Annotated in this window: 17 protein-coding genes; 6 read left to right on the top strand and 11 right to left on the bottom strand. The window is 61.1% G+C overall.

The features are described from left to right. Position 1 precedes the first annotated feature (1 nt). From ABTV29_RS27035 to mreB, 4 genes are all read right to left on the bottom strand, one after another. A complete protein-coding gene (locus ABTV29_RS27035; protein ID WP_433767619.1) occupies positions 2–598 on the bottom strand; it encodes a Maf family protein in 597 nt (198 codons plus the stop codon). A 40-nt stretch (positions 599–638) separates the two neighbouring features. Then, a complete protein-coding gene (gene mreD, locus ABTV29_RS27040) occupies positions 639–1,130 on the bottom strand; it encodes a rod shape-determining protein MreD (protein ID WP_175375923.1) in 492 nt (163 codons plus the stop codon). After that, entirely contained in the window at positions 1,130–2,233 is a 1,104-nt protein-coding gene (mreC, locus tag ABTV29_RS27045; protein ID WP_433772034.1) for a rod shape-determining protein MreC, read from the bottom strand. Before mreC ends, mreD begins: the two co-directional genes overlap by 1 nt. A 176-nt stretch (positions 2,234–2,409) precedes the next feature. Then, positions 2,410–3,447 (bottom strand): rod shape-determining protein MreB, encoded by a 1,038-nt coding sequence (gene mreB / locus ABTV29_RS27050; RefSeq protein WP_002555108.1) that lies wholly within the window; start codon positions 3,445–3,447, stop codon positions 2,410–2,412. A gap of 211 nt (positions 3,448–3,658) precedes the next feature. Between mreB and gatC the strand changes: the two genes are divergently transcribed. The 6 genes from gatC to ABTV29_RS27080 all read left to right on the top strand — a co-directional run bounded on the left by gatC (position 3,659) and on the right by ABTV29_RS27080 (position 8,882). After that, the gene (gene gatC, locus ABTV29_RS27055) at positions 3,659–3,946 is read left to right on the top strand and encodes an Asp-tRNA(Asn)/Glu-tRNA(Gln) amidotransferase subunit GatC (RefSeq protein WP_085726363.1); all 288 of its coding nucleotides are present in this window, start codon (positions 3,659–3,661) and stop codon (positions 3,944–3,946) included. A gap of 16 nt (positions 3,947–3,962) precedes the next feature. Then, the gene (gatA, locus tag ABTV29_RS27060; protein WP_110966345.1) at positions 3,963–5,414 is read left to right on the top strand and encodes an Asp-tRNA(Asn)/Glu-tRNA(Gln) amidotransferase subunit GatA; all 1,452 of its coding nucleotides are present in this window, start codon (positions 3,963–3,965) and stop codon (positions 5,412–5,414) included. Between the two features lie 10 nt (positions 5,415–5,424). Then, the gene (gene gatB, locus ABTV29_RS27065; protein WP_433767620.1) at positions 5,425–6,870 is read left to right on the top strand and encodes an Asp-tRNA(Asn)/Glu-tRNA(Gln) amidotransferase subunit GatB; all 1,446 of its coding nucleotides are present in this window, start codon (positions 5,425–5,427) and stop codon (positions 6,868–6,870) included. Between the two features lie 148 nt (positions 6,871–7,018). Next, positions 7,019–7,393 (top strand): septal ring lytic transglycosylase RlpA family protein, encoded by a 375-nt coding sequence (locus ABTV29_RS27070; RefSeq protein ID WP_433767621.1) that lies wholly within the window; start codon positions 7,019–7,021, stop codon positions 7,391–7,393. A gap of 50 nt (positions 7,394–7,443) precedes the next feature. Beyond that, positions 7,444–8,505, top strand: coding sequence for a calcium/sodium antiporter (locus ABTV29_RS27075; RefSeq protein ID WP_433772036.1), 1,062 nt, complete (start codon positions 7,444–7,446; stop codon positions 8,503–8,505). Beyond that, positions 8,502–8,882 (top strand): carboxymuconolactone decarboxylase family protein, encoded by a 381-nt coding sequence (locus ABTV29_RS27080; RefSeq protein WP_433767622.1) that lies wholly within the window; start codon positions 8,502–8,504, stop codon positions 8,880–8,882. Before ABTV29_RS27075 ends, ABTV29_RS27080 begins: the two co-directional genes overlap by 4 nt. 128 nt (positions 8,883–9,010) lie before the next feature. Here ABTV29_RS27080 and ABTV29_RS27085 read toward each other — a convergent pair whose 3' ends face one another. The 7 genes from ABTV29_RS27085 to ABTV29_RS27115 form a co-directional block, all read right to left on the bottom strand. Further along, positions 9,011–9,952, bottom strand: a complete 942-nt coding sequence (locus tag ABTV29_RS27085) for an AEC family transporter (protein WP_433767623.1) — start codon at positions 9,950–9,952, stop codon at positions 9,011–9,013. Positions 9,953–10,140: 188 nt separating this feature from the next. After that, positions 10,141–11,694 carry a galactarate dehydratase gene (garD, locus tag ABTV29_RS27090; RefSeq protein WP_433767624.1) on the bottom strand — a complete coding sequence of 518 codons (1,554 nt, stop codon included), beginning with the start codon at positions 11,692–11,694 and terminating at the stop codon, positions 10,141–10,143. Positions 11,695–11,705: 11 nt separating this feature from the next. Continuing rightward, positions 11,706–13,070, bottom strand: coding sequence for an MFS transporter (locus ABTV29_RS27095; protein ID WP_433767625.1), 1,365 nt, complete (start codon positions 13,068–13,070; stop codon positions 11,706–11,708). 169 nt (positions 13,071–13,239) lie between these two features. Further along, positions 13,240–14,679, bottom strand: coding sequence for an aldehyde dehydrogenase family protein (locus ABTV29_RS27100; RefSeq protein ID WP_433767626.1), 1,440 nt, complete (start codon positions 14,677–14,679; stop codon positions 13,240–13,242). Positions 14,680–14,740: 61 nt separating this feature from the next. Beyond that, positions 14,741–15,652 (bottom strand): 5-dehydro-4-deoxyglucarate dehydratase, encoded by a 912-nt coding sequence (kdgD, locus tag ABTV29_RS27105; protein ID WP_433767627.1) that lies wholly within the window; start codon positions 15,650–15,652, stop codon positions 14,741–14,743. 414 nt (positions 15,653–16,066) lie between these two features. Then, positions 16,067–16,816 (bottom strand): FadR/GntR family transcriptional regulator, encoded by a 750-nt coding sequence (locus ABTV29_RS27110; protein WP_433738668.1) that lies wholly within the window; start codon positions 16,814–16,816, stop codon positions 16,067–16,069. 190 nt (positions 16,817–17,006) lie between these two features. Next, positions 17,007–18,734 (bottom strand): ABC transporter ATP-binding protein/permease, encoded by a 1,728-nt coding sequence (locus ABTV29_RS27115; RefSeq protein ID WP_433767629.1) that lies wholly within the window; start codon positions 18,732–18,734, stop codon positions 17,007–17,009. Positions 18,735–18,763 lie beyond the last annotated feature (29 nt).

The following is an 18,763-nucleotide window of genomic DNA, read 5'->3' on the forward strand; positions in this document are numbered from 1 at the left end:
CTTAGCGCGCGTTAAGGGGTTGCCAACAGGGTATGCCGAAATGGCCCAGCAGTTCCGCGGTTTCGCACAGCGGCAGTCCAACCACCGCCGAGTAACTTCCATTGAGCCCGGCGACAAACACCGCGCCCAGGCCTTGAATCCCATAGCCACCAGCCTTGTCCCGCGGCTCACCGCTGGCCCAGTAGGCGGCCGCCTCGTCGCTGCCGACGGGGCGAAAACGCACCACACTGCGCACCACCCGCGACTCGCAACGCTCACCGTCGAGCAGCGCAATGGCTGTCAGGACTTCATGTTCTTTGTCGGACAACATCTCAAGCATGGCGCAAGCATCAGCTTCATCAACCGGTTTGCCGAGAATTTTGCCGCCTTGCACCACGGCGGTATCGGCGCCCAACACGCAGAAGGGCGTATCGGACACGACAGCATCGCGTCCGGCCGCAGCCTTGCCGCGCGCGAGACGCTCGACATAGTCAGAGGGGGATTCGTGAGCCAGAGGGGTTTCGTCGATATCCGCACTGATGGCGGTGAATGGCACGCCGATCTGCGTGAGCAGTTCACGCCGACGCGGCGAGCCAGAGGCGAGGTACAGCGATTTCATCAAGACATCTCCCTGTCAAAGTGGCAAATGCCTGACCGAATTAATTGATTTTGTAGCGGCGACGCAATCCACGCAAACCGAAGCTGATCCAGGGCCAGAGCAGCGCGCTGACCAGTGCCGGCAATACCAGCGCCAGTGTCGGCTGACGGTTGCCTGTCAGGGCGCTCAACCACAGCTGAACAAGCTGCGCGAGACCGAAGATCACCAGAATCACCAGGCTTTGCTGCCACATCGGGAACATCCGCATGCGTTGTTGCAGTGCCAGCACCAGGTAAGTGATGAGGGTCAGGATCAACGCGTTCTGGCCCAGCAATGTGCCGTACAGCACGTCTTCAGCCAGGCCCAGGCACCATGCGGTGACCATGCCGATTTTCTGCGGCAGGGCCAAGGCCCAGAACGCCAGCAGCAAACCGAGCCACAACGGGCGCAGGATTTCCATGAATTGCGGCAGCGGCGATACGCTGAGCAGCATGCCAATGGCGAAGGTCAGCCAGACGATCCAGCCGTTCCGAGAAGCTTTTACACCAACCATTATTCTTGTCTCCCAGTGGTGGCCGGCGCGGGGACAGGCGGTTTGGCAGCAGGCTTGGCGGCAGCGGGTTGCGTCGCCGCAGGCTTGGCTGGCGGCTTGGAAGCAGCGGTATGGGTAGCAGCCGGTTTGGCCGGGGTGGCCGCAGGAGACGCTGGAGTTGCCGGTGCCGCTGCTGGTGCAGCAGGAGCAGCCGGTGCCGCAACGGCAGCCGGAACGATCACGGGCTTGGGCACGGTCGCCGGCATGATTGGGCCACCGCCCTGCGCATCCAGGGCTTCCTGAGCCTGTGCGGCCTCATTGGCGCGCTCTTCGGCGGTGCGGTTGTCGCTGAATACCAATAGCAGGTAGCGACTGCGATTGAGGGCTGCGGTCGGCACGGCGCGGACAACGGCGAATGGCTGACCGGTGTCGTGCAGCACTTCCTTGACCGTGGCCACCGGATAACCCGCCGGGAAACGCTGACCCAGGCCCGAGCTGACCAGCAGATCGCCTTCCTTGATGTCGGCGGTATCCGCTACGTGACGCAGTTCAAGGCGCTCCGGGTTGCCGGTACCGCTGGCGATCGCCCGCAGGCCGTTGCGGTTGACCTGGACTGGAATGCTGTGGGTCGAGTCGGTCAGCAGCAGGACCCGGGAGGTGTAAGGCATCAGCTCGACCACCTGCCCCATCAGGCCACGGGCATCTAGCACCGGCTGGCCGAGGACCACACCGTCACGCTCACCTTTGTTGATGATGATGCGATGGGTGAATGGGTTGGGGTCCATGCCGATCAATTCGGCCACTTCGACCTTTTCATTGACCAGTGCCGAAGAATTGAGCAATTCGCGCAGGCGAACGTTCTGCTCTGTCAAGGAAGCAAGCTTTTGCATGCGCCCCTGCAACAGCAGGTTTTCGCTCTTGAGTTTTTCGTTTTCGGCGACGAGTTCGGTCCGGCTGCCAAACTGGCTGGCCACGCCTTCCCATAGCCGCTGCGGCAGGTCTGTGATCCAGTAGGACTGCATCAGCACCAGCGACATCTGGCTACGCACCGGCTTGAGCAGTGTGAAGCGGGCATCGACCACCATCAGCGCGACCGAAAGCACGACCAGCACCAACAAGCGCACGCCCAACGATGGACCCTTGGTGAAAAGCGGTTTAATAAGCCGCTCCTCCCAGGCAAATGTTCTCTTTATTCATACGGCTGACCGGCCTGGATGCAGACTGACAGAAGATAAACGCGAACAGGCAGCACTGCAAAGTGCCGCCTGCGCGCTCAACAGCATAGAGGCTATCCGGCGACTTATTCGCTGGAGAGCAGATCCATGGTGTGCTTATCCATCATTTCCAATGCACGGCCACCGCCGCGAGCAACGCAGGTCAACGGGTCTTCGGCGACGATCACCGGCAGACCGGTTTCCTGGGCCAGCAACTTGTCGAGGTCACGCAGCAAGGCGCCACCACCGGTCAGTACCAGACCACGTTCGGCGATATCGGAAGCCAGTTCCGGAGGCGATTGCTCCAGTGCGCTCTTCACGGCCTGAACGATGGTTGCCAGGGACTCTTGCAGAGCTTCCAGCACTTCATTGGAGTTCAGGGTGAAGGCACGTGGAACGCCCTCGGCCAGGTTGCGGCCACGAACGTCGACTTCACGGACTTCGCCGCCCGGGTAGGCCGTACCGATTTCCTGCTTGATGCGCTCGGCGGTGGACTCACCGATCAGGCTGCCGTAGTTGCGACGCACGTAGGTGATGATCGCTTCGTCGAAGCGGTCGCCGCCAACACGCACGGATTCGGCGTAAACCACACCGTTCAGGGAGATCAGGGCGATTTCAGTGGTACCGCCACCGATATCCACGACCATCGAACCGCGAGCTTCTTCAACTGGCAGGCCGGCACCGATGGCAGCGGCCATTGGCTCTTCGATCAGGAATACTTCACGGGCACCGGCACCGAGGGCCGATTCACGGATGGCACGACGCTCGACCTGGGTGGATTTGCACGGAACGCAGATCAACACCCGAGGGCTAGGCTGCAGGAAGCTGTTTTCGTGAACCTTGTTGATGAAGTACTGCAGCATCTTTTCGCAGACGCTGAAGTCAGCGATCACGCCGTCCTTCATCGGACGAATGGCAGCAATGTTGCCCGGCGTACGGCCCAGCATGCGCTTGGCCTCGGTGCCGACAGCTACGACACTTTTCTGGTTACCGTGTGTCCGAATGGCCACAACCGATGGCTCATTCAGAACGATACCGCGCTCGCGCACGTAAATAAGGGTGTTGGCAGTGCCCAGGTCAATGGAAAGATCGCTGGAAAACATGCCACGCAGTTTCTTGAACATGGGAAAGGGACCCTAGGCAACGCGTGGGTAAAAAAGTGCGGCAAACTCTAACAACGACAGGGATTTTGGGCAAGGCGCCAATATGTTAAATTGGCCGCTTTTCTGCGCACCAAGCCCCACAATCGCGGCCTTATGACCGTAGAAGTGCGGTAGTGTTCCGACAATCTAACACACGGACGGTGTCCGTTTTGTTTTCCACTGGAGAACCCCAATGGCTCTAGAACGCTCCGACGTGGAAAAAATCGCTCATCTGGCCTGCCTTGGCCTCAATGAAGCCGATCTTCCAAACGTCACTTCGGCCCTCAACAGCATTCTCGGACTGGTCGACGAAATGCAGGCCGTCAATACCGATGGTATCGAACCGCTGGCCCACCCACTGGAAGCCAGCCAGCGCCTGCGTGCGGACGTCGTGACCGAGACCAATAATCGCGAGGCCTACCAGTCCATCGCACCAGCGGTCGAAAACGGCCTGTACCTGGTTCCGAAAGTCATCGACTAAAGGGAAAGAGCCTGCAATGCATCAATTGACTCTGGCCGAGATCGCCCGCGGTCTCGCCGACAAAAAGTTTTCCTCCGAAGAGCTGACCAAGGCCCTGCTGGCGCGCATCGCCCAGCTCGACCCGCAGCTCAACAGCTTCATCAGCCTCACCGAAGAACTGGCGCTCAGCCAGGCGAAAGCCGCTGACGCACGCCGGGCCAATGGTGAGAGCGGCGCCCTGCTCGGCGCGCCAATCGCCCACAAAGACCTGTTCTGCACCCAGGGCATCCGCACCAGCTGCGGCTCGAAGATGCTCGACAACTTCAAGGCTCCCTACGACGCCACCGTCGTCGCCAAGCTGGCCGCTGCCGGGGCCGTGACCCTGGGCAAGACCAACATGGACGAATTCGCCATGGGCTCGGCCAACGAGTCGAGCTACTACGGCGCGGTGAAAAACCCGTGGAACCTGGAACACGTACCGGGCGGTTCGTCCGGTGGCTCGGCCGCTGCGGTTGCCGCTCGTCTGTTGCCTGCCGCTACCGGCACCGACACCGGTGGCTCCATTCGTCAGCCCGCCGCGCTGACCAACCTCACCGGCCTGAAACCGACGTACGGTCGCGTTTCCCGCTGGGGCATGATCGCCTATGCCTCCAGTCTCGATCAGGGCGGCCCGTTGGCACGCACCGCCGAAGACTGCGCCATCCTGCTGCAAGGCATGGCTGGCTTCGACCCGAATGACTCCACCAGCATCGACGAACCCGTGCCGGACTACAGCGCCAGCCTCAACGGCTCGCTGCAAGGCCTGCGCATCGGTGTACCGAAAGAGTATTTCGGCGCCGGTCTCGACCCGCGCATTGCCGAGCTGATCCACAACAGCGTCAAGGAGCTGGAAAAGCTCGGCGCCGTGGTCAAGGAAATCAGCCTGCCGAACATGCAGCACGCAATCCCTGCGTACTACGTGATCGCTCCGGCGGAAGCCTCTTCCAACCTGTCGCGTTTCGACGGCGTGCGTTTCGGCCATCGCTGCGAAAACCCGGTCAACCTGAGCGATCTGTACAAGCGCTCCCGTGGCGAAGGCTTCGGCCCGGAAGTGCAGCGCCGGATCATGGTCGGTGCCTATGCACTGTCCGCCGGTTACTACGATGCCTATTACCTGAAGGCGCAGAAGATCCGTCGCTTGATCAAGAACGACTTCATGGCCGCCTTCAATGAGGTCGACATCATCCTCGGCCCGACCACGCCGAACCCGGCCTGGAAGCTCGGTGCCAAGAACAGCGACCCGGTCGCTGCGTACCTGGAAGACGTCTACACCATCACCGCCAACCTCGCGGGTCTGCCGGGCCTGTCCATGCCTGCCGGCTTCGTCGACGGCCTGCCGGTCGGCGTGCAACTGCTCGCTCCGTATTTCCAGGAAGGTCGCCTGTTGAACGTTGCCCACCAGTATCAGTTGAACACTGACTGGCACACCCGCACCCCAACCGGCTTCTGAGGAGACACACATGCAATGGGAAGTCGTGATCGGGCTGGAGATTCACACCCAGCTCACCACCCGGTCGAAAATCTTTTCCGGTAGTTCCACCACCTTCGGTTCCGAACCGAACACCCAGGCCAGCCTGATCGACCTGGGCATGCCCGGCGTTCTGCCGGTGCTGAATCAGGAAGCGGTGCGCATGGCGGTGATGTTCGGCCTGGCGATTGACGCCGAGATCGGCCAGCACAACGTGTTCGCCCGCAAGAACTACTTCTACCCTGACCTGCCCAAGGGCTACCAGATCAGCCAGATGGAATTGCCGATCGTCGGCAAGGGCCACCTGGACATCGCCCTGGAAGACGGCACGGTCAAACGCGTCGGCATCACCCGCGCGCACCTGGAAGAAGACGCCGGCAAGAGCCTGCACGAGGAATTCGGCGGCGCCACCGGCATCGACCTGAACCGTGCCGGTACACCGCTGCTGGAAATCGTCTCCGAGCCGGACATGCGCAGCGCCAAGGAAGCCGTGGCCTACGTCAAGGCGATCCACGCACTGGTGCGTTACCTGGGCATCTGCGACGGCAACATGGCCGAAGGCTCGCTGCGTTGCGACTGCAACGTGTCGGTCCGTCCGAAAGGCCAGGCCGAATTCGGCACCCGCTGCGAGATCAAGAACGTCAACTCGTTCCGCTTCATCGAGAAGGCGATCAACAGCGAAATCCAGCGTCAGATCGAGTTGATCGAAGACGGTGGCAAGGTAATCCAGCAGACTCGCCTCTACGATCCGAACAAGGACGAAACCCGTCCAATGCGCAGCAAAGAGGAAGCCAACGACTACCGTTACTTCCCCGATCCGGACCTGCTGCCGGTGGTGATCGAGAACTCGTTCCTCGACGACGTGCGTGCCACCCTGCCGGAGTTGCCGCCGCAGAAACGCGAACGCTTCCAGGCAGAGTTCGGCCTGTCGGTCTACGACGCCAGCGTACTGGCCACCAGCCGCGAGCAAGCCGACTACTTCGAGAAAGTCGCGAGCATCGGCGGCGACGCCAAACTGGCGGCCAACTGGGTCATGGTTGAACTGGGCAGCCTGCTCAACAAACAAGGCCTGGATATCGAGCAGTCGCCGGTTTCCGCCGAGCAACTGGGCGGCATGCTGTTGCGCATCAAGGACAACACCATCTCCGGCAAGATCGCCAAGGTCGTGTTCGAAGCGATGGCCAACGGCGAAGGCAGCGCTGACGAAATCATCGACAAGCGCGGCCTCAAGCAAGTGACCGACACCGGCGCAATCTCCGCCGTGCTGGACGAAATGCTCGCCGCCAACGCCGAGCAGGTCGAACAGTACCGCGCGGCAGACGAAGCCAAACGCGGCAAGATGTTCGGCTTCTTCGTCGGCCAGGCCATGAAAGCCTCCAAAGGCAAGGCCAACCCGCAACAGGTCAACGAACTGCTCAAAAGCAAGCTCGAAGGCTGATAGGAATGGAGCCAGTTCTCAAGCCTGGCTCTGATCCCTGTGGGAGCGAGCTTGCTCGCGATGGCGGTTCGGCACTCAACCATGAGTTGACTGTCAGAACACTATCGCGAGCAAGCTCGCTCCCACATTTGTTTCGGGAAAACTTTCTATGATGCGTCTACTTGGCGCCTGCGCCCTGCTCTCCCTTCTGGCCGGTTGCGCCAGTACCGACACCGTCGATCCACACGGCTACGACAAAACCGGTGTGGCCTCGTACTACGGCGCCAAACACCAAGGCAAACGCACCGCCAGCGGCGAGCGTTTCGACAAGAATTCCATGACCGCCGCCCATCGCCAGTTGCCGTTCGGCACCCGGGTGAAGGTCACCAATCTGAACAACGACAGATCCTGCGTGGTGCGCATCAACGATCGCGGCCCACACACCCGTGGCCGCCTGATCGACCTGTCCCATGAAGCCGCCGAACGCCTGGGGATGCTCAAGAGCGGCACCGCACGGGTGCGCGTGCAAGCCCTCGACGACTGACACAGGAAGCCTCGACCATTTTCGCACTCGCCGACATCCCCCTGATCAACCTGATCGAATTGCTCAGCGGGCTGGTGCTGCTGATTGCCGGCGCCGAATTGATGGTCCGCGCCGCAGTGCGCCTGGCCGCCCGCCTGCATGTGCGACCGCTGATCATCGGCCTGACCATCGTCGCCCTCGGCAGCAGCGCGCCGCAGATGGCCGTGAGCCTGCAAGCGACCCTGGCGCACAACGCCGACATCGCTGTCGGCAGCGTGATCGGCAGCAGCATTTTCAACATCCTCGTCACCCTCGGATTGTCGGCACTGATCATTCCCCTGCGGGTGTCACGGCAACTGGTGCGCCTGGACATTCCATTGATGATCGGCGCCAGCCTGCTGGTGTTCGTGCTGGCCTGGAACGAAGACCTGAGCCGCATCGACGGCGTCATCCTGATGGCGGCACTGCTGTTGTACCTGGCCCTGCTGCTGCGTCAGTCGCGGCACTCGGTACGCCCGGCATCGAGCCATGACCACAGCGGGCGAGCCCCCTGGATCAGCAGCTTATTGATGATCGTCGCAGGCCTGGGAATGCTGGTGTATGCCGGGCATTTGCTGCTCGGTGCGGCAGTAGCGGTGGCCACCGACCTCGGGCTGTCGGAGCGGATCATCGGCCTGACGATAGTCGCCGTCGGCACATCCCTGCCGGAGCTCGCCACCTCGTTGATCGCAGCCTTGCGCGGTGAACGGGAAATCGCCGTGGGCAACGTGGTCGGCAGCAACCTGTTCAACTTGCTCGGTGTGCTGGGCATGACAGCACTGCTCGCTCCATCGCCCCTGTCGGTATCGCCCAATGCCCTGGATTTCGACCTGCCGGTGATGCTCGGCGTCACGGCGTTGTGCCTGCCGGTGTTCTACTCCGGCTACCGGGTGACCCGCGCCGAGGGCCTGCTGTTTCTGGGCTTGTACCTGGCTTACGGCCTGCATGTGGTGTCGTTCACCACTGGCATGCCGCTGGCAGGCAAGCTTGAGCATCTGATGTTGTTTTTTGTCCTGCCGGCGCTGGCGGCGTTCCTGCTGTTCACCTCGCTGCGCGCCTGGCGTCGCCAACACCACAAGAGGGAATTGCCATGACTGACAATAAAAAATCCGGCGTTGAAGTACGCCGCCAAGTGATGGGCGATGCGTTCGTCGACCGCGCGCTGGGCAACGCCACCGAGTTCACCCAGCCGCTGCAGGACTTCGTCAACGAACATGCCTGGGGCGGCGTCTGGAACCGCGAAGGCCTGCCCCTGAAAACCCGCAGCCTGATCACCCTCGCAGCGCTGACTGCGCTGAAGTGCCCGCAGGAGTTGAAGGGTCATGTGCGCGGCGCACTGAACAACGGCTGTACCGTGGAAGAGATCCGCGAGGCGCTGCTGCATTGCGCGGTGTATGCCGGTGTGCCGGCGGCGATCGATGCATTCCGGGCGGCGCAGGAAGTGATCGATACCTACCAGAAGCCTGAGTGAATCCTGGAATTTTCGGTGCCAGCGAGATTGCCTTCGCGAGCAGGCTCGCTCCCACAAGGGAATGCATTCCAACTGTAGGAGCGAGCCTGCTCGCGATGAGGCCGCTATGAACAGCGCATGCCTTGAAGCTAGATCCACCCACCCCACTGCAACAGAAAGATCCCGATGTTGGTGGTAACCGCCGCCATCAGCGTGGTGATCACGATGATCGCCGCCGCCAGTTCATGATTGCCATCCGCCGCCCGGGCCATGACGAAGCTGGCCGCGGCGGTCGGGCTGCCGAAGTACAGAAACAGAATCCCCAGCTCCGCCCCGCGAAAACCCCAGAGCCACGCGCCCAGCGTCGCCAGCACCGGCAAGCCGAGCATTTTCACCAGGCTTGAACTGAGCGCCATCGATCCGCTTTTACGCATCGCCGCCAGCGACAGCGTGCCGCCGATGCAGATAAGCGCCAGCGGCAAGGTGGTTTGCGCCAGATACTGGCCGGAGGTTTCCAGCCACCCCGGCAAGCCGATCTTGAAGTACGCAAAGGGCGCCGCCGCGAACACGCTGATGATCAGCGGATTACTGAACACGCTTTTGCAGATGCTCCACGGGTCGGACTTGATCACCGGGCTATACACCGCCAGGACGATGGTCGAGAGCGTGTTGTAAAACAGGATCACCAGCGCCGCGAGAATCGCACCGAGGGAAATCCCGTAGTCGCCGTACATGCTCGCCGCCAGCGCCAGGCCGATCACCCCGTTGTTGCCACGGAAAGCGCCCTGGGTATAGATCCCGCGATCTTCGCGCGGGCATCTGAAAATCGCCCAGCCCCAGGCAATGGCAAAGCACACAAGGGTGGCAAGGGAGAAGTAGATCAGCAGCGCCGGTTGCAGCGCGGCATGCAGGTCGGCGTGCAGGATGCCGAGGAACAGCAGCGCCGGCATGGTGACGTTGAACACCAGGGACGAGGCCGTGTGGATGAAATTGTCGTTGATCCAGTCGATGCGCTTGAGCACCACCCCCAGAAACAGCATGGCGAACACCGGTGCGGTGATGTTCAGGGTTTCGAGGAAGATTGCCAGCATGCCGGAGAGGACCTTGAGGTGGGCGTCGTTAGGGGGCTAATGATAAGCCACCAAAGACATCGGCGTCTGGTAGATCGCTATCGCGAGCAAGCTCGCTCCCACATTTGATTCCCTGTGAACACATCATTTGTGCCCACCTGAAATCCCTTGTGGGAGCGAGCCTGCTCGCGATGAACGATAACGCGGTCTTACGTGATCGGCGCCGGATTGAACAGGGTGATGTCGTTATGCAGCTTGTGCCGCTCAGCCCAGGTCTGCGCTTTGCCGCTGGCCACGTCCAGGTAGTAGTGGAACAACTCCCAGCCAAGCTCCTCGATGGACGCCCGACCGGTAGCGATGCGCCCGGCGTCGATATCGATCAGGTCCGGCCAGCGCTGCGCCAGTTCGGTCCGGGTCGAGACCTTCACCACCGGCGCCATGGCCAGCCCGTAAGGCGTGCCGCGACCGGTCGTGAACACATGCAGATTCATCCCCGCCGCCAACTGCAAGGTGCCACAGACGAAATCGCTGGCCGGGGTCGCGCAGAAGATCAGGCCTTTTTCCTTGAAGCGCTCGCCAGGGCCAAGCACTCCGGTGATCGCGCTGCTGCCGGATTTGACGATCGATCCCAGGGACTTCTCGACAATATTCGACAGGCCGCCTTTCTTGTTGCCCGGCGTGGTGTTGGCACTGCGATCCGCCTCACCCTTGGCCAGGTAACGGTCGTACCAGTCCATTTCCCGCACCAGCTCCTGCGCGACCGCCTCGGTTTTCGCCCGGGAAGTCAGCAGGTAGATCGCATCACGCACTTCGGTGACTTCGGAAAACATCACCGTCGCACCGGCGCGCAACAACAGGTCCGAGGCATAGCCCAGGGCCGGGTTGGCGGTGATTCCGGAAAACGCATCGCTACCGCCGCACTGCATGCCCAGGATCAGCTCGGACGCCGGCACGGTTTCCCGGCGGCGCTGATCGAGCTTCTTCAGACGCACTTCAGCCAGCTCCATGATCTGCTCGATCATCTCGGTGAAACCGTGGCTGGAGTCCTGCAGGCGATACAACCAAGGCTCGCTCAGGTCCACCGACGCATCGTCTTCGTGCATCACCTGCCCGGCCTGCAATTTCTCGCAGCCCAGGCTGATCACCAACGCCTCGCCACCCAGGTTCGGGTTGCGCGCCAGATTGCGCACGGTGCGAATCGGGATGTAGGCGTCGGTGGCGGTAATCGCCACGCCACAGCCATAACTGTGGGTCAGTGCCACTACGTCATCGACGTGGGGGTACTTGGGCAGCAGCTCGTCCTTGATGCGCTTGACCGCATGATCCAGCACACCGGTCACGCATTGCACGGTGGTGGTGATGCCGAGAATGTTGCGCGTGCCGACGGTACCGTCGGCGTTGCGATAACCCTCGAAGGTGTAACCCTCCAGCGGTGCCTGCGCGTCCGGCACCTCGGTGGACAGCGGCAGGCTGTCCAGCGGTGGCGCGGTGGGCATACGCAGTTGATCTTCCTTGACCCAGCTGCCGCGTGGAATCGGCTGCAATGCGTAACCGATGACCTGGCCGTAGCGAATCACCTGGCCGCCCTCGGGAATGTCTTCCAGGGTGACCTTGTGGCTCTGTGGCACGAAGTCCACGGTGACCAATCCATCGGCGAACGCAGTACCCGCCGGTACGCCCTGATCGTTGACCACGATCACTACATTGTCCCGCTCGTGCAGGCGGATGTAGCGCGGCGAGTCGGAATGTTCAATCAACTGCATGACGCCGCTCCTCAGGAATGCGCTTGAGACAATTTGTTGTTGGTTTCAGGGCCGTTGACCGGTGGCTCCTTGAGCACCACACGCTTGATCGGGCCGACGATGACCAGATAGCTGAACACCGCAACCAGTGCGTTGCAACCGACAAACACCAGTGCCCATTTGAACGAGCCGGTGGAGCTGATGATGTAGCCGATGACGATTGGCGTGGTGATCGATGCCAGGTTGCCGAAGGTGTTGAACAGGCCACCGCTCAAACCGGCGATCTGTTTCGGCGAAGTGTCAGATACCACCGCCCAGCCCAGCGCACCCACGCCTTTGCCGAAGAATGCCAGGGCCATGAAGCCAACCACCATCCACTCGATGTCAACGTAGTTGCAGGCCACGATGCTGCTGGACACCAGCAGGCCGGCGATGATCGGCGCCTTGCGGGCGAAGGTCAGGGAATGGCCCTTGCGCAGCAGGTAATCGGAAATCACCCCGCCGAGCACACCGCCGATAAAGCCGCAGATCGCCGGCAAGGACGCGATGAAACCGGCCTTGAGGATGGTCATGCCACGCTCCTGCACCAGGTACACCGGGAACCAGGTCAGGAAGAAGTAAGTGATGCCGTTGATGCAGTACTGGCCCAGGTACACGCCGAGCATCATGCGGTTGGTCAGCAACTGGCGGATGTAGTCCCACTTCGGACCGTCAGTCTTCTTGCCCTTGGCCTGGTCCATGTCGACCATGCCGCCGTTATCTGCGATGTGCTTGAACTCGGCGTCATTGATCATCGGGTGCTCGCGCGGGCTGTAGATCACCTTCAGCCAGATCAGCGAGAAGACGATGCCCAGGATACCCATGACGATGAACACATGGCTCCAGCCGAACGAGTAGACGATCCAGCCCATCAGCGGTGCGAACAGCACGGTGGCGAAGTATTGCGCCGAGTTGAAGATCGCCGAGGCCGTACCGCGTTCAGCGGTGGGAAACCAGGCCGCCACGATGCGCGCGTTGCCAGGGAAGGACGGCGCTTCGGCCAGGCCCACCAGGAAGCGCAGCATGAACAGCGCAACCACCGCCGTGGACATGCCGAACTCACCGACGAAGCCTTGCAGCACGGTGAACAGCGACCAGGTGAAGATGCTCATGGCGTAGATTTTTTTCGAGCCGAAACGGTCCAGCAGCCAGCCGCCGGGAATTTGCCCGGCCACGTAGGCCCAACCGAATGCGGAGAAGATATAACCGAGGGTGACCGCGTCGATGCCGAGGTCTTTTTGCAGGCTGGAGCCGGCGATTGCGATGGTCGCCCGGTCGGCGTAGTTGATCGTGGTCACCAGGAACAGCATGAGCAGAATCAAATAGCGGACGTGAGTCGGCTTTTGGGTCGATTGCATGTAGATGTACTCCCACTGATTATTTTTATGCGCGGGTGAATCTTTTTTTTGTTTCCTGTAGGAGCGAGCTTGCTCGCGATGATCGTCAACGATGACGCGGGGGCATCAGGTTGACCGTCGCGTCCTTGCGACCATCGCGAGCAGGGCTCGCTCCTGCAGGGGTGTTGCTTTACGAGCCGATGTAGCTGGTTTTCACTACGGTGTAGAACTCTTGCGCATAACGGCCTTGCTCACGTGATCCATAGGATGAGCCTTTACGCCCACCGAACGGAACGTGGTAATCCACGCCGGCTGTCGGCAGGTTGACCATTACCATCCCGGTCTGGGAGTGGCGCTTGAAGTGGTTGGCGTACTTCAGGGACGTGGTGGCAATGCCCGCCGACAGACCGAATTCGGTGTCGTTGGCCATGGCCAGCGCAGCTTCGTAATCGGCCACGCGAACGATGTTGGCCACCGGGCCGAAGATCTCTTCGCGGCTGATGCGCATCGACGCTTCGCTGTCGGCAAACAGCGTTGGCGCGAGGAAGTAGCCCTCGGTGTCACAGGTCACCAGGCCGCCGCCACTCACCAGGCTCGCGCCTTCGGACTGGCCGATGTCGATGTACTTCATGTCCTGTTCAAGCTGAGCCTGCGAGACCACCGGACCGATATCGGTGCCGGCTTTCAACGCGTGGCCGACCTTGATCGACTTCATGCGCTCGGCCATGGCTTCGACGAACTTGTCGTGAATCCCGGCGGTGACGATCAGGCGGCTCGACGCCGTGCAACGCTGGCCGGTGGAGTAGAACGCGCTCTGCACCGACAGCTCGACCGCTTGTTTGAGGTCGGCATCGTCGAGAATGATCTGCGGGTTTTTGCCGCCCATTTCCAGCTGGACCTTGGCCTGACGCGATACGCAGCTGACCGCGATCTGGCGACCCACGCCCACGGAACCGGTGAAGCTGATGCCATCGACTTTCGGGCTGTTGACCAGCGCTTCGCCAACCACTCGACCACTGCCCATCACCAGGTTGAACACGCCAGCCGGGAAGCCTGCACGGGAGATGATTTCCGCCAGGGCCCAGGCACAGCCCGGCACCAGATCCGCCGGCTTGAGCACCACGCAGTTGCCGTAGGCCAGGGCCGGGGCGATTTTCCACGACGGAATGGCAATCGGGAAGTTCCACGGCGTGATCAAGCCGACCACGCCCAAGGCTTCGCGAGTGACTTCAACGTTGACGCCCGGACGTACCGACGGCACGTAGTCGCCAGACAGACGCAGGCATTCGCCGGCGAAGAACTTGAAGATGTTGCCGGCGCGGGTCACTTCGCCGATGGCTTCAGGCAGGGTCTTGCCCTCTTCCCGGGCCAGCAGGGTGCCGAGCTCGTCGCGACGGGCGAGGATTTCAGTGCCGACTTTATCCAGTGCATCGTGACGCGCCTGGATACCGGAGGTGGACCAGGCCGGGAATGCGGCGCGGGCGGCGTCGATGGCGGCGTTGACCTGAGCCAGGTCAGCCTTGGCGTAGTCGCCGATGTTGTCGCTCAGTTCGGACGGGTTGATGTTGGCCGAGTAATCGGCACCGGCAACCCACTCGCCGTTGATGTAGTTGTCGTAGCGCTTTGTCACGGAACGTTCTCCTCACGCAAAAGGCCGCTGAATACTCAGCGGCCTCGTTAAATCGGATGTGTTACTGCGCACCCTGCTTGTCGATCAGCGCGGCGAGCATTTCGTACTCTTCGCCGGTCAGGTCGGTCAGTGGTGCACGCACAGGACCTGCGTCGTAGCCGGCGATTTTTGCCCCGGCCTTGACGATGCTCACGGCATAGCCGGCCTTGCGGTTACGGATGTCCAGGTACGGCAGGAAGAAGTCGTCGATGATCTTGGCAACGGTGCCGTGATCGTCGCGGGCGATGGCGTGGTAGAAATCCATCGCGGTTTTCGGGATGAAGTTGAACACCGCCGAGGAGTAGACCGGCACGCCCAGCGCCTTGTAGGCCGCGGCGTAGACTTCAGCGGTCGGCAAACCGCCCAGGTAGCTGAAGCGATCACCGAGACGGCGACGGATCGACACCATCAGCTCGATATCGCCCAGGCCGTCCTTGTAGCCGATCAGGTTCGGGCAACGCTCGGCCAGACGCTCCAGCAGCGGTGCGTTCAGGCGGCAGACATTACGGTTGTAAACCACGACGCCGATGTTGACCGATTTGCACACGGCTTCAACGTGGGCGGCAACGCCGTCCTGGCTGGCTTCAGTCAGGTAGTGCGGCAGCAGCAACAGGCCCTTGGCGCCCAGACGCTCGGCTTCCTGAGCGTACTCGATGGCCTGGCGGGTCGAACCACCGACACCGGCCAGAATCGGCACGCTGCTTGCGCAAGTGTCGACCGCAGTCTTGATGATTTCCGAATACTCGCTGGCCGCCAGGGAGAAGAACTCACCGGTGCCGCCCGCGGCGAACAGCGCCGAGGCGCCGTATGGGGCCAGCCACTCCAGACGCTTGATGTAGCCAGCGCGGTTGAAATCGCCCTGGGCATTGAAATCGGTAACCGGGAAGGACAGCAGACCGGCAGAGAGGATGGACTTAAGTTCTTGTGGATTCATTGTTCGAACACCCTGGATTGCGACGTATGTGTGGTGAGACCGTTCAGCCCGACGCTGAAGTTGTAGGTCATCGTACAACTTAAAATACAACCGTCAACTGCATTTCATCGTCAGGGGTGAAAATTGTTGGACAAGATGGGTTTATAGCCCGTGTTTACGGGGCTTTTATGAGGCGAGGATGGTGTGAGATTCCGCGATCAACGGTTTGGTAGAGATACGTTGTCGGAAGATTGAGCGCTTGCTTAGCGGCCTGCTGAGGATTTGTGGTGTTGCTTGTAGCGCTTTCGCGAGCAGGCTCGCTCCCACAATGGCTCACCTGCGATCACAAATATTGTGAAGCGCCACGATCATCTGTGGGAGCGAGACTGCTCGCGAAGAGGGACTGACAGGCAATGGACTACCCGAACCAGAAACTCAGCCCCGCTGCGCCTCAGCCTCTTCATGGGCATGACGCAACCGCTCACGACTGTTGGTCAGGTGCAGGCGCATCGCGGCACGGGCGGCATCGGAGTCCTGGCGGGCGATGGCCTCGTAGATTTCTTCGTGCTCGCGGCTCAGGCGATTCATGTAGTGCTGCTGATCGTCATGGGCCAGGCGCGCCGAGTTGAGACGGGTACGCGGGATGATGCTGGTGCCCAGGTGGGTCATGATGTCGGTGAAATAGCGGTTGCCTGTCGCCAAGGCAATCTGCAGGTGGAACTGGAAGTCCGAAGCCACGGCATCGCTGGCGTGGGCGACACTTTCGTTCAGCGCATCCAGTGCCGCGCGCATCAGGCCAAGCTGTTCGGGGGTGCGGCGTTGCGCGGCCAGGCCGGCGGACTCGGTTTCGAGGCTGATGCGCAATTCCAGAACGGCCAGCACATCACGCAGCGTGACCACGGTGGCCGGGTCGATGCGGAAGCCGCTCGGGCTCGGCGTGTCGAGCACGAAGGTGCCGATGCCATGGCGGGTTTCCACCTGACCGGCCGCCTGCAATCGGGAAATCGCTTCGCGCACCACGGTGCGGCTGACGCCATGGGCATCCATGATCGCCGACTCGGTGGGTAACTTGTCGCCACGCTTGAGGTGACCGTCGCGGATCTGCTCGGACAACACCGTCACCAGTTCCTGCGCGAGGCTGCGGCGCTTGCGAGGGAGGCGTGGTGCGTCGTTCGGGTTTTCCATGGTGTACATCTGTCTCGAAAAATTCGGCTGAAACCGCATGATAGCTCAACGCGGTTGTACGATCACCACCGCCCCCTGTAGGAGCGAGCTTGCTCGCGATGGAGGCTGCCGATAACGCGTGATTTCTGAATCAACGCGGCACTTTCAAGTCCATCGCGAGCAAGCTCGCTCCTACAAAGGGCAGTGGTGATTATGCAGTCACGGCCTGATCCACCAGATGGCCGTTGTCGATTCGGACGTGCCGTGGGTGGAAGCGCTTGAGGCTGCTGCGGTGGCCGACGCTGACAATGCTCAACCCTGGCAGCTCGTCGATCAGCGCCTGATACAGCGACGCTTCGTCTTCCTCATCCATCGCCGAGGTCGCTTCGTCCATGTACAGCCATTGCGGTGCGTACAACAGCGCACGAGCGAAGGCCAGACGTTGCTGCTCACCCGGCGAGAGCATGCGCTGCCAGTGATTGGCCTCGTCCAGCCGCCCTACCAGATGCGGCAAACGGCAGGTTTCCAGGACGTGCGCATAGCGCTCGTTCGTGTAGGTATCACCGGGCTGTGGATAACTCAGCGCTTCGCGCAGGGTGCCGATCGGCAAGTAAGGTTTTTGCGGCAGGAACAGGTAACGCGCCGCCGGCAGGCGAATGCTGCCATGCCCCGCCGGCCACAGATGCCCCATGGCCCGCAGCAGGGTCGACTTGCCACTGCCGGAACGACCGCTGAGCATGACGCGCTCGCCCTCCTCCACGGTCATGTCGGCATTGGTCAGCAGATGACGCCCATCGGCGAGGTCCAGACCCAGGTTATGCACCTTCAATGCATCGCCCTGGTTCTGCACATCAATGGCCGGTGCCCGTTGCTCATTGTCAGTCATGGCCTGGCGGAAGCTCAGCAGACGATCGCAGGTAGCGCGCCACGAAGCGAGGTTTTGGTAAGCGCTGATGAACCAGCTGAAATTGTCCTGAACATTGCCGAATGCCGAACTGATCTGCATCAGCTCGCCCAGTTCGATCTTGCCAGCCAGATAACGCGGCGCTGCCAGCATGAAGGGGAAGATCACCGCCGCCTGTTCATAACCGGAAGTGAAGAAGGTCAGACGCTTGGACACCCTCATGATGTCCCAGAAGTTGTGCCAGACCATTGAGAAACGATTGTTCAGGCGGCGATTTTCATTCGGCTCGCCGTTGTACAACGCAATGCTCTCGGCATTCTCGCGAATCCGCACCATGGAGAAACGCAGGTCAGCCTCGAAGCGTTGTTGCCGGTTGTTCAAGCCGATCAAGCGACGACCGATCAGATGGGTCAGCCAGCTGCCCACCAGTGCATAAAGCAGAACACCCCAGAACATGTAGCCAGGAATGGTGATACCGAACAGTTCGATGCTGCCAGACACGCCCCAGAGGATGATCGAGAAAGACACGAGGCTGACGATGTTGCGCAGCAATCCAATGCCCAGACTCAGGGTGTCGGAGGTGAAATTGTTGAGATCTTCGGAAATCCGCTGGTCCGGGTTATCGGTGTACCCACCCTGCTCCAGCTGGTAATAGTTTTTGTCCGCCAGCCAGCGAGCAAAGTGCTTTTCCGTGAGCCAGGCCCGCCAGCGAATCGTCAGCATCTGGGTCAGGTAAAGCCGATACACCGCACCGAGAATCGCCACGGTGGCAATACCGCAGAAGTACAGGATCAGCTGCCAGAACGCCGCTTCGTCCTTCTGCTGCAAGGCGTTGTAGAAATCCTTGTACCAACTGTTGATCCACACCGAGATCGCCACGCTGAACAGCGACAGCGCGATCACCGCGATCAGCAACGTCCAGGCCTTGCCCTTCTCTTCGCTGCGCCAGTAAGGCGTGATGATCGCCCAGACCTTGCGAAAAAACTGCCCGCGCACAGCATCGTTGACCGCGGAATATTCAGCGTTCTGATTCATGGATAAGGCTCGATAAGGAAAAGTACAGG

The sequence above is a fragment of the Pseudomonas putida genome (assembly GCF_050989985.1).
Taxonomy (GTDB): Bacteria; Pseudomonadota; Gammaproteobacteria; order Pseudomonadales; family Pseudomonadaceae; genus Aquipseudomonas; species Aquipseudomonas putida_AI.

Excerpts from the sequence above, each read along its gene's own strand:
- gatC (WP_085726363.1), top strand. The coding sequence starts at position 3,659 with ATGGCTCTAGAACGCTCCGACGTGGAAAAAATCGCTCATCTGGCCTGC.
- garD (WP_433767624.1), bottom strand. The coding sequence starts at position 11,694 with ATGCAGTTGATTGAACATTCCGACTCGCCGCGCTACATCCGCCTGCAC.
- ABTV29_RS27080 (WP_433767622.1), top strand. The coding sequence starts at position 8,502 with ATGACTGACAATAAAAAATCCGGCGTTGAAGTACGCCGCCAAGTGATG.
- ABTV29_RS27085 (WP_433767623.1), bottom strand. The coding sequence starts at position 9,952 with ATGCTGGCAATCTTCCTCGAAACCCTGAACATCACCGCACCGGTGTTC.
- kdgD (WP_433767627.1), bottom strand. The coding sequence starts at position 15,652 with ATGAATCCACAAGAACTTAAGTCCATCCTCTCTGCCGGTCTGCTGTCC.
- ABTV29_RS27115 (WP_433767629.1), bottom strand. The coding sequence starts at position 18,734 with ATGAATCAGAACGCTGAATATTCCGCGGTCAACGATGCTGTGCGCGGG.
- mreB (WP_002555108.1), bottom strand. The coding sequence starts at position 3,447 with ATGTTCAAGAAACTGCGTGGCATGTTTTCCAGCGATCTTTCCATTGAC.
- ABTV29_RS27035 (WP_433767619.1), bottom strand. The coding sequence starts at position 598 with ATGAAATCGCTGTACCTCGCCTCTGGCTCGCCGCGTCGGCGTGAACTG.
- ABTV29_RS27110 (WP_433738668.1), bottom strand. The coding sequence starts at position 16,816 with ATGGAAAACCCGAACGACGCACCACGCCTCCCTCGCAAGCGCCGCAGC.
- ABTV29_RS27095 (WP_433767625.1), bottom strand. The coding sequence starts at position 13,070 with ATGCAATCGACCCAAAAGCCGACTCACGTCCGCTATTTGATTCTGCTC.
- mreD (WP_175375923.1), bottom strand. The coding sequence starts at position 1,130 with ATGGTTGGTGTAAAAGCTTCTCGGAACGGCTGGATCGTCTGGCTGACC.
- gatA (WP_110966345.1), top strand. The coding sequence starts at position 3,963 with ATGCATCAATTGACTCTGGCCGAGATCGCCCGCGGTCTCGCCGACAAA.
- ABTV29_RS27070 (WP_433767621.1), top strand. The coding sequence starts at position 7,019 with ATGATGCGTCTACTTGGCGCCTGCGCCCTGCTCTCCCTTCTGGCCGGT.
- gatB (WP_433767620.1), top strand. The coding sequence starts at position 5,425 with ATGCAATGGGAAGTCGTGATCGGGCTGGAGATTCACACCCAGCTCACC.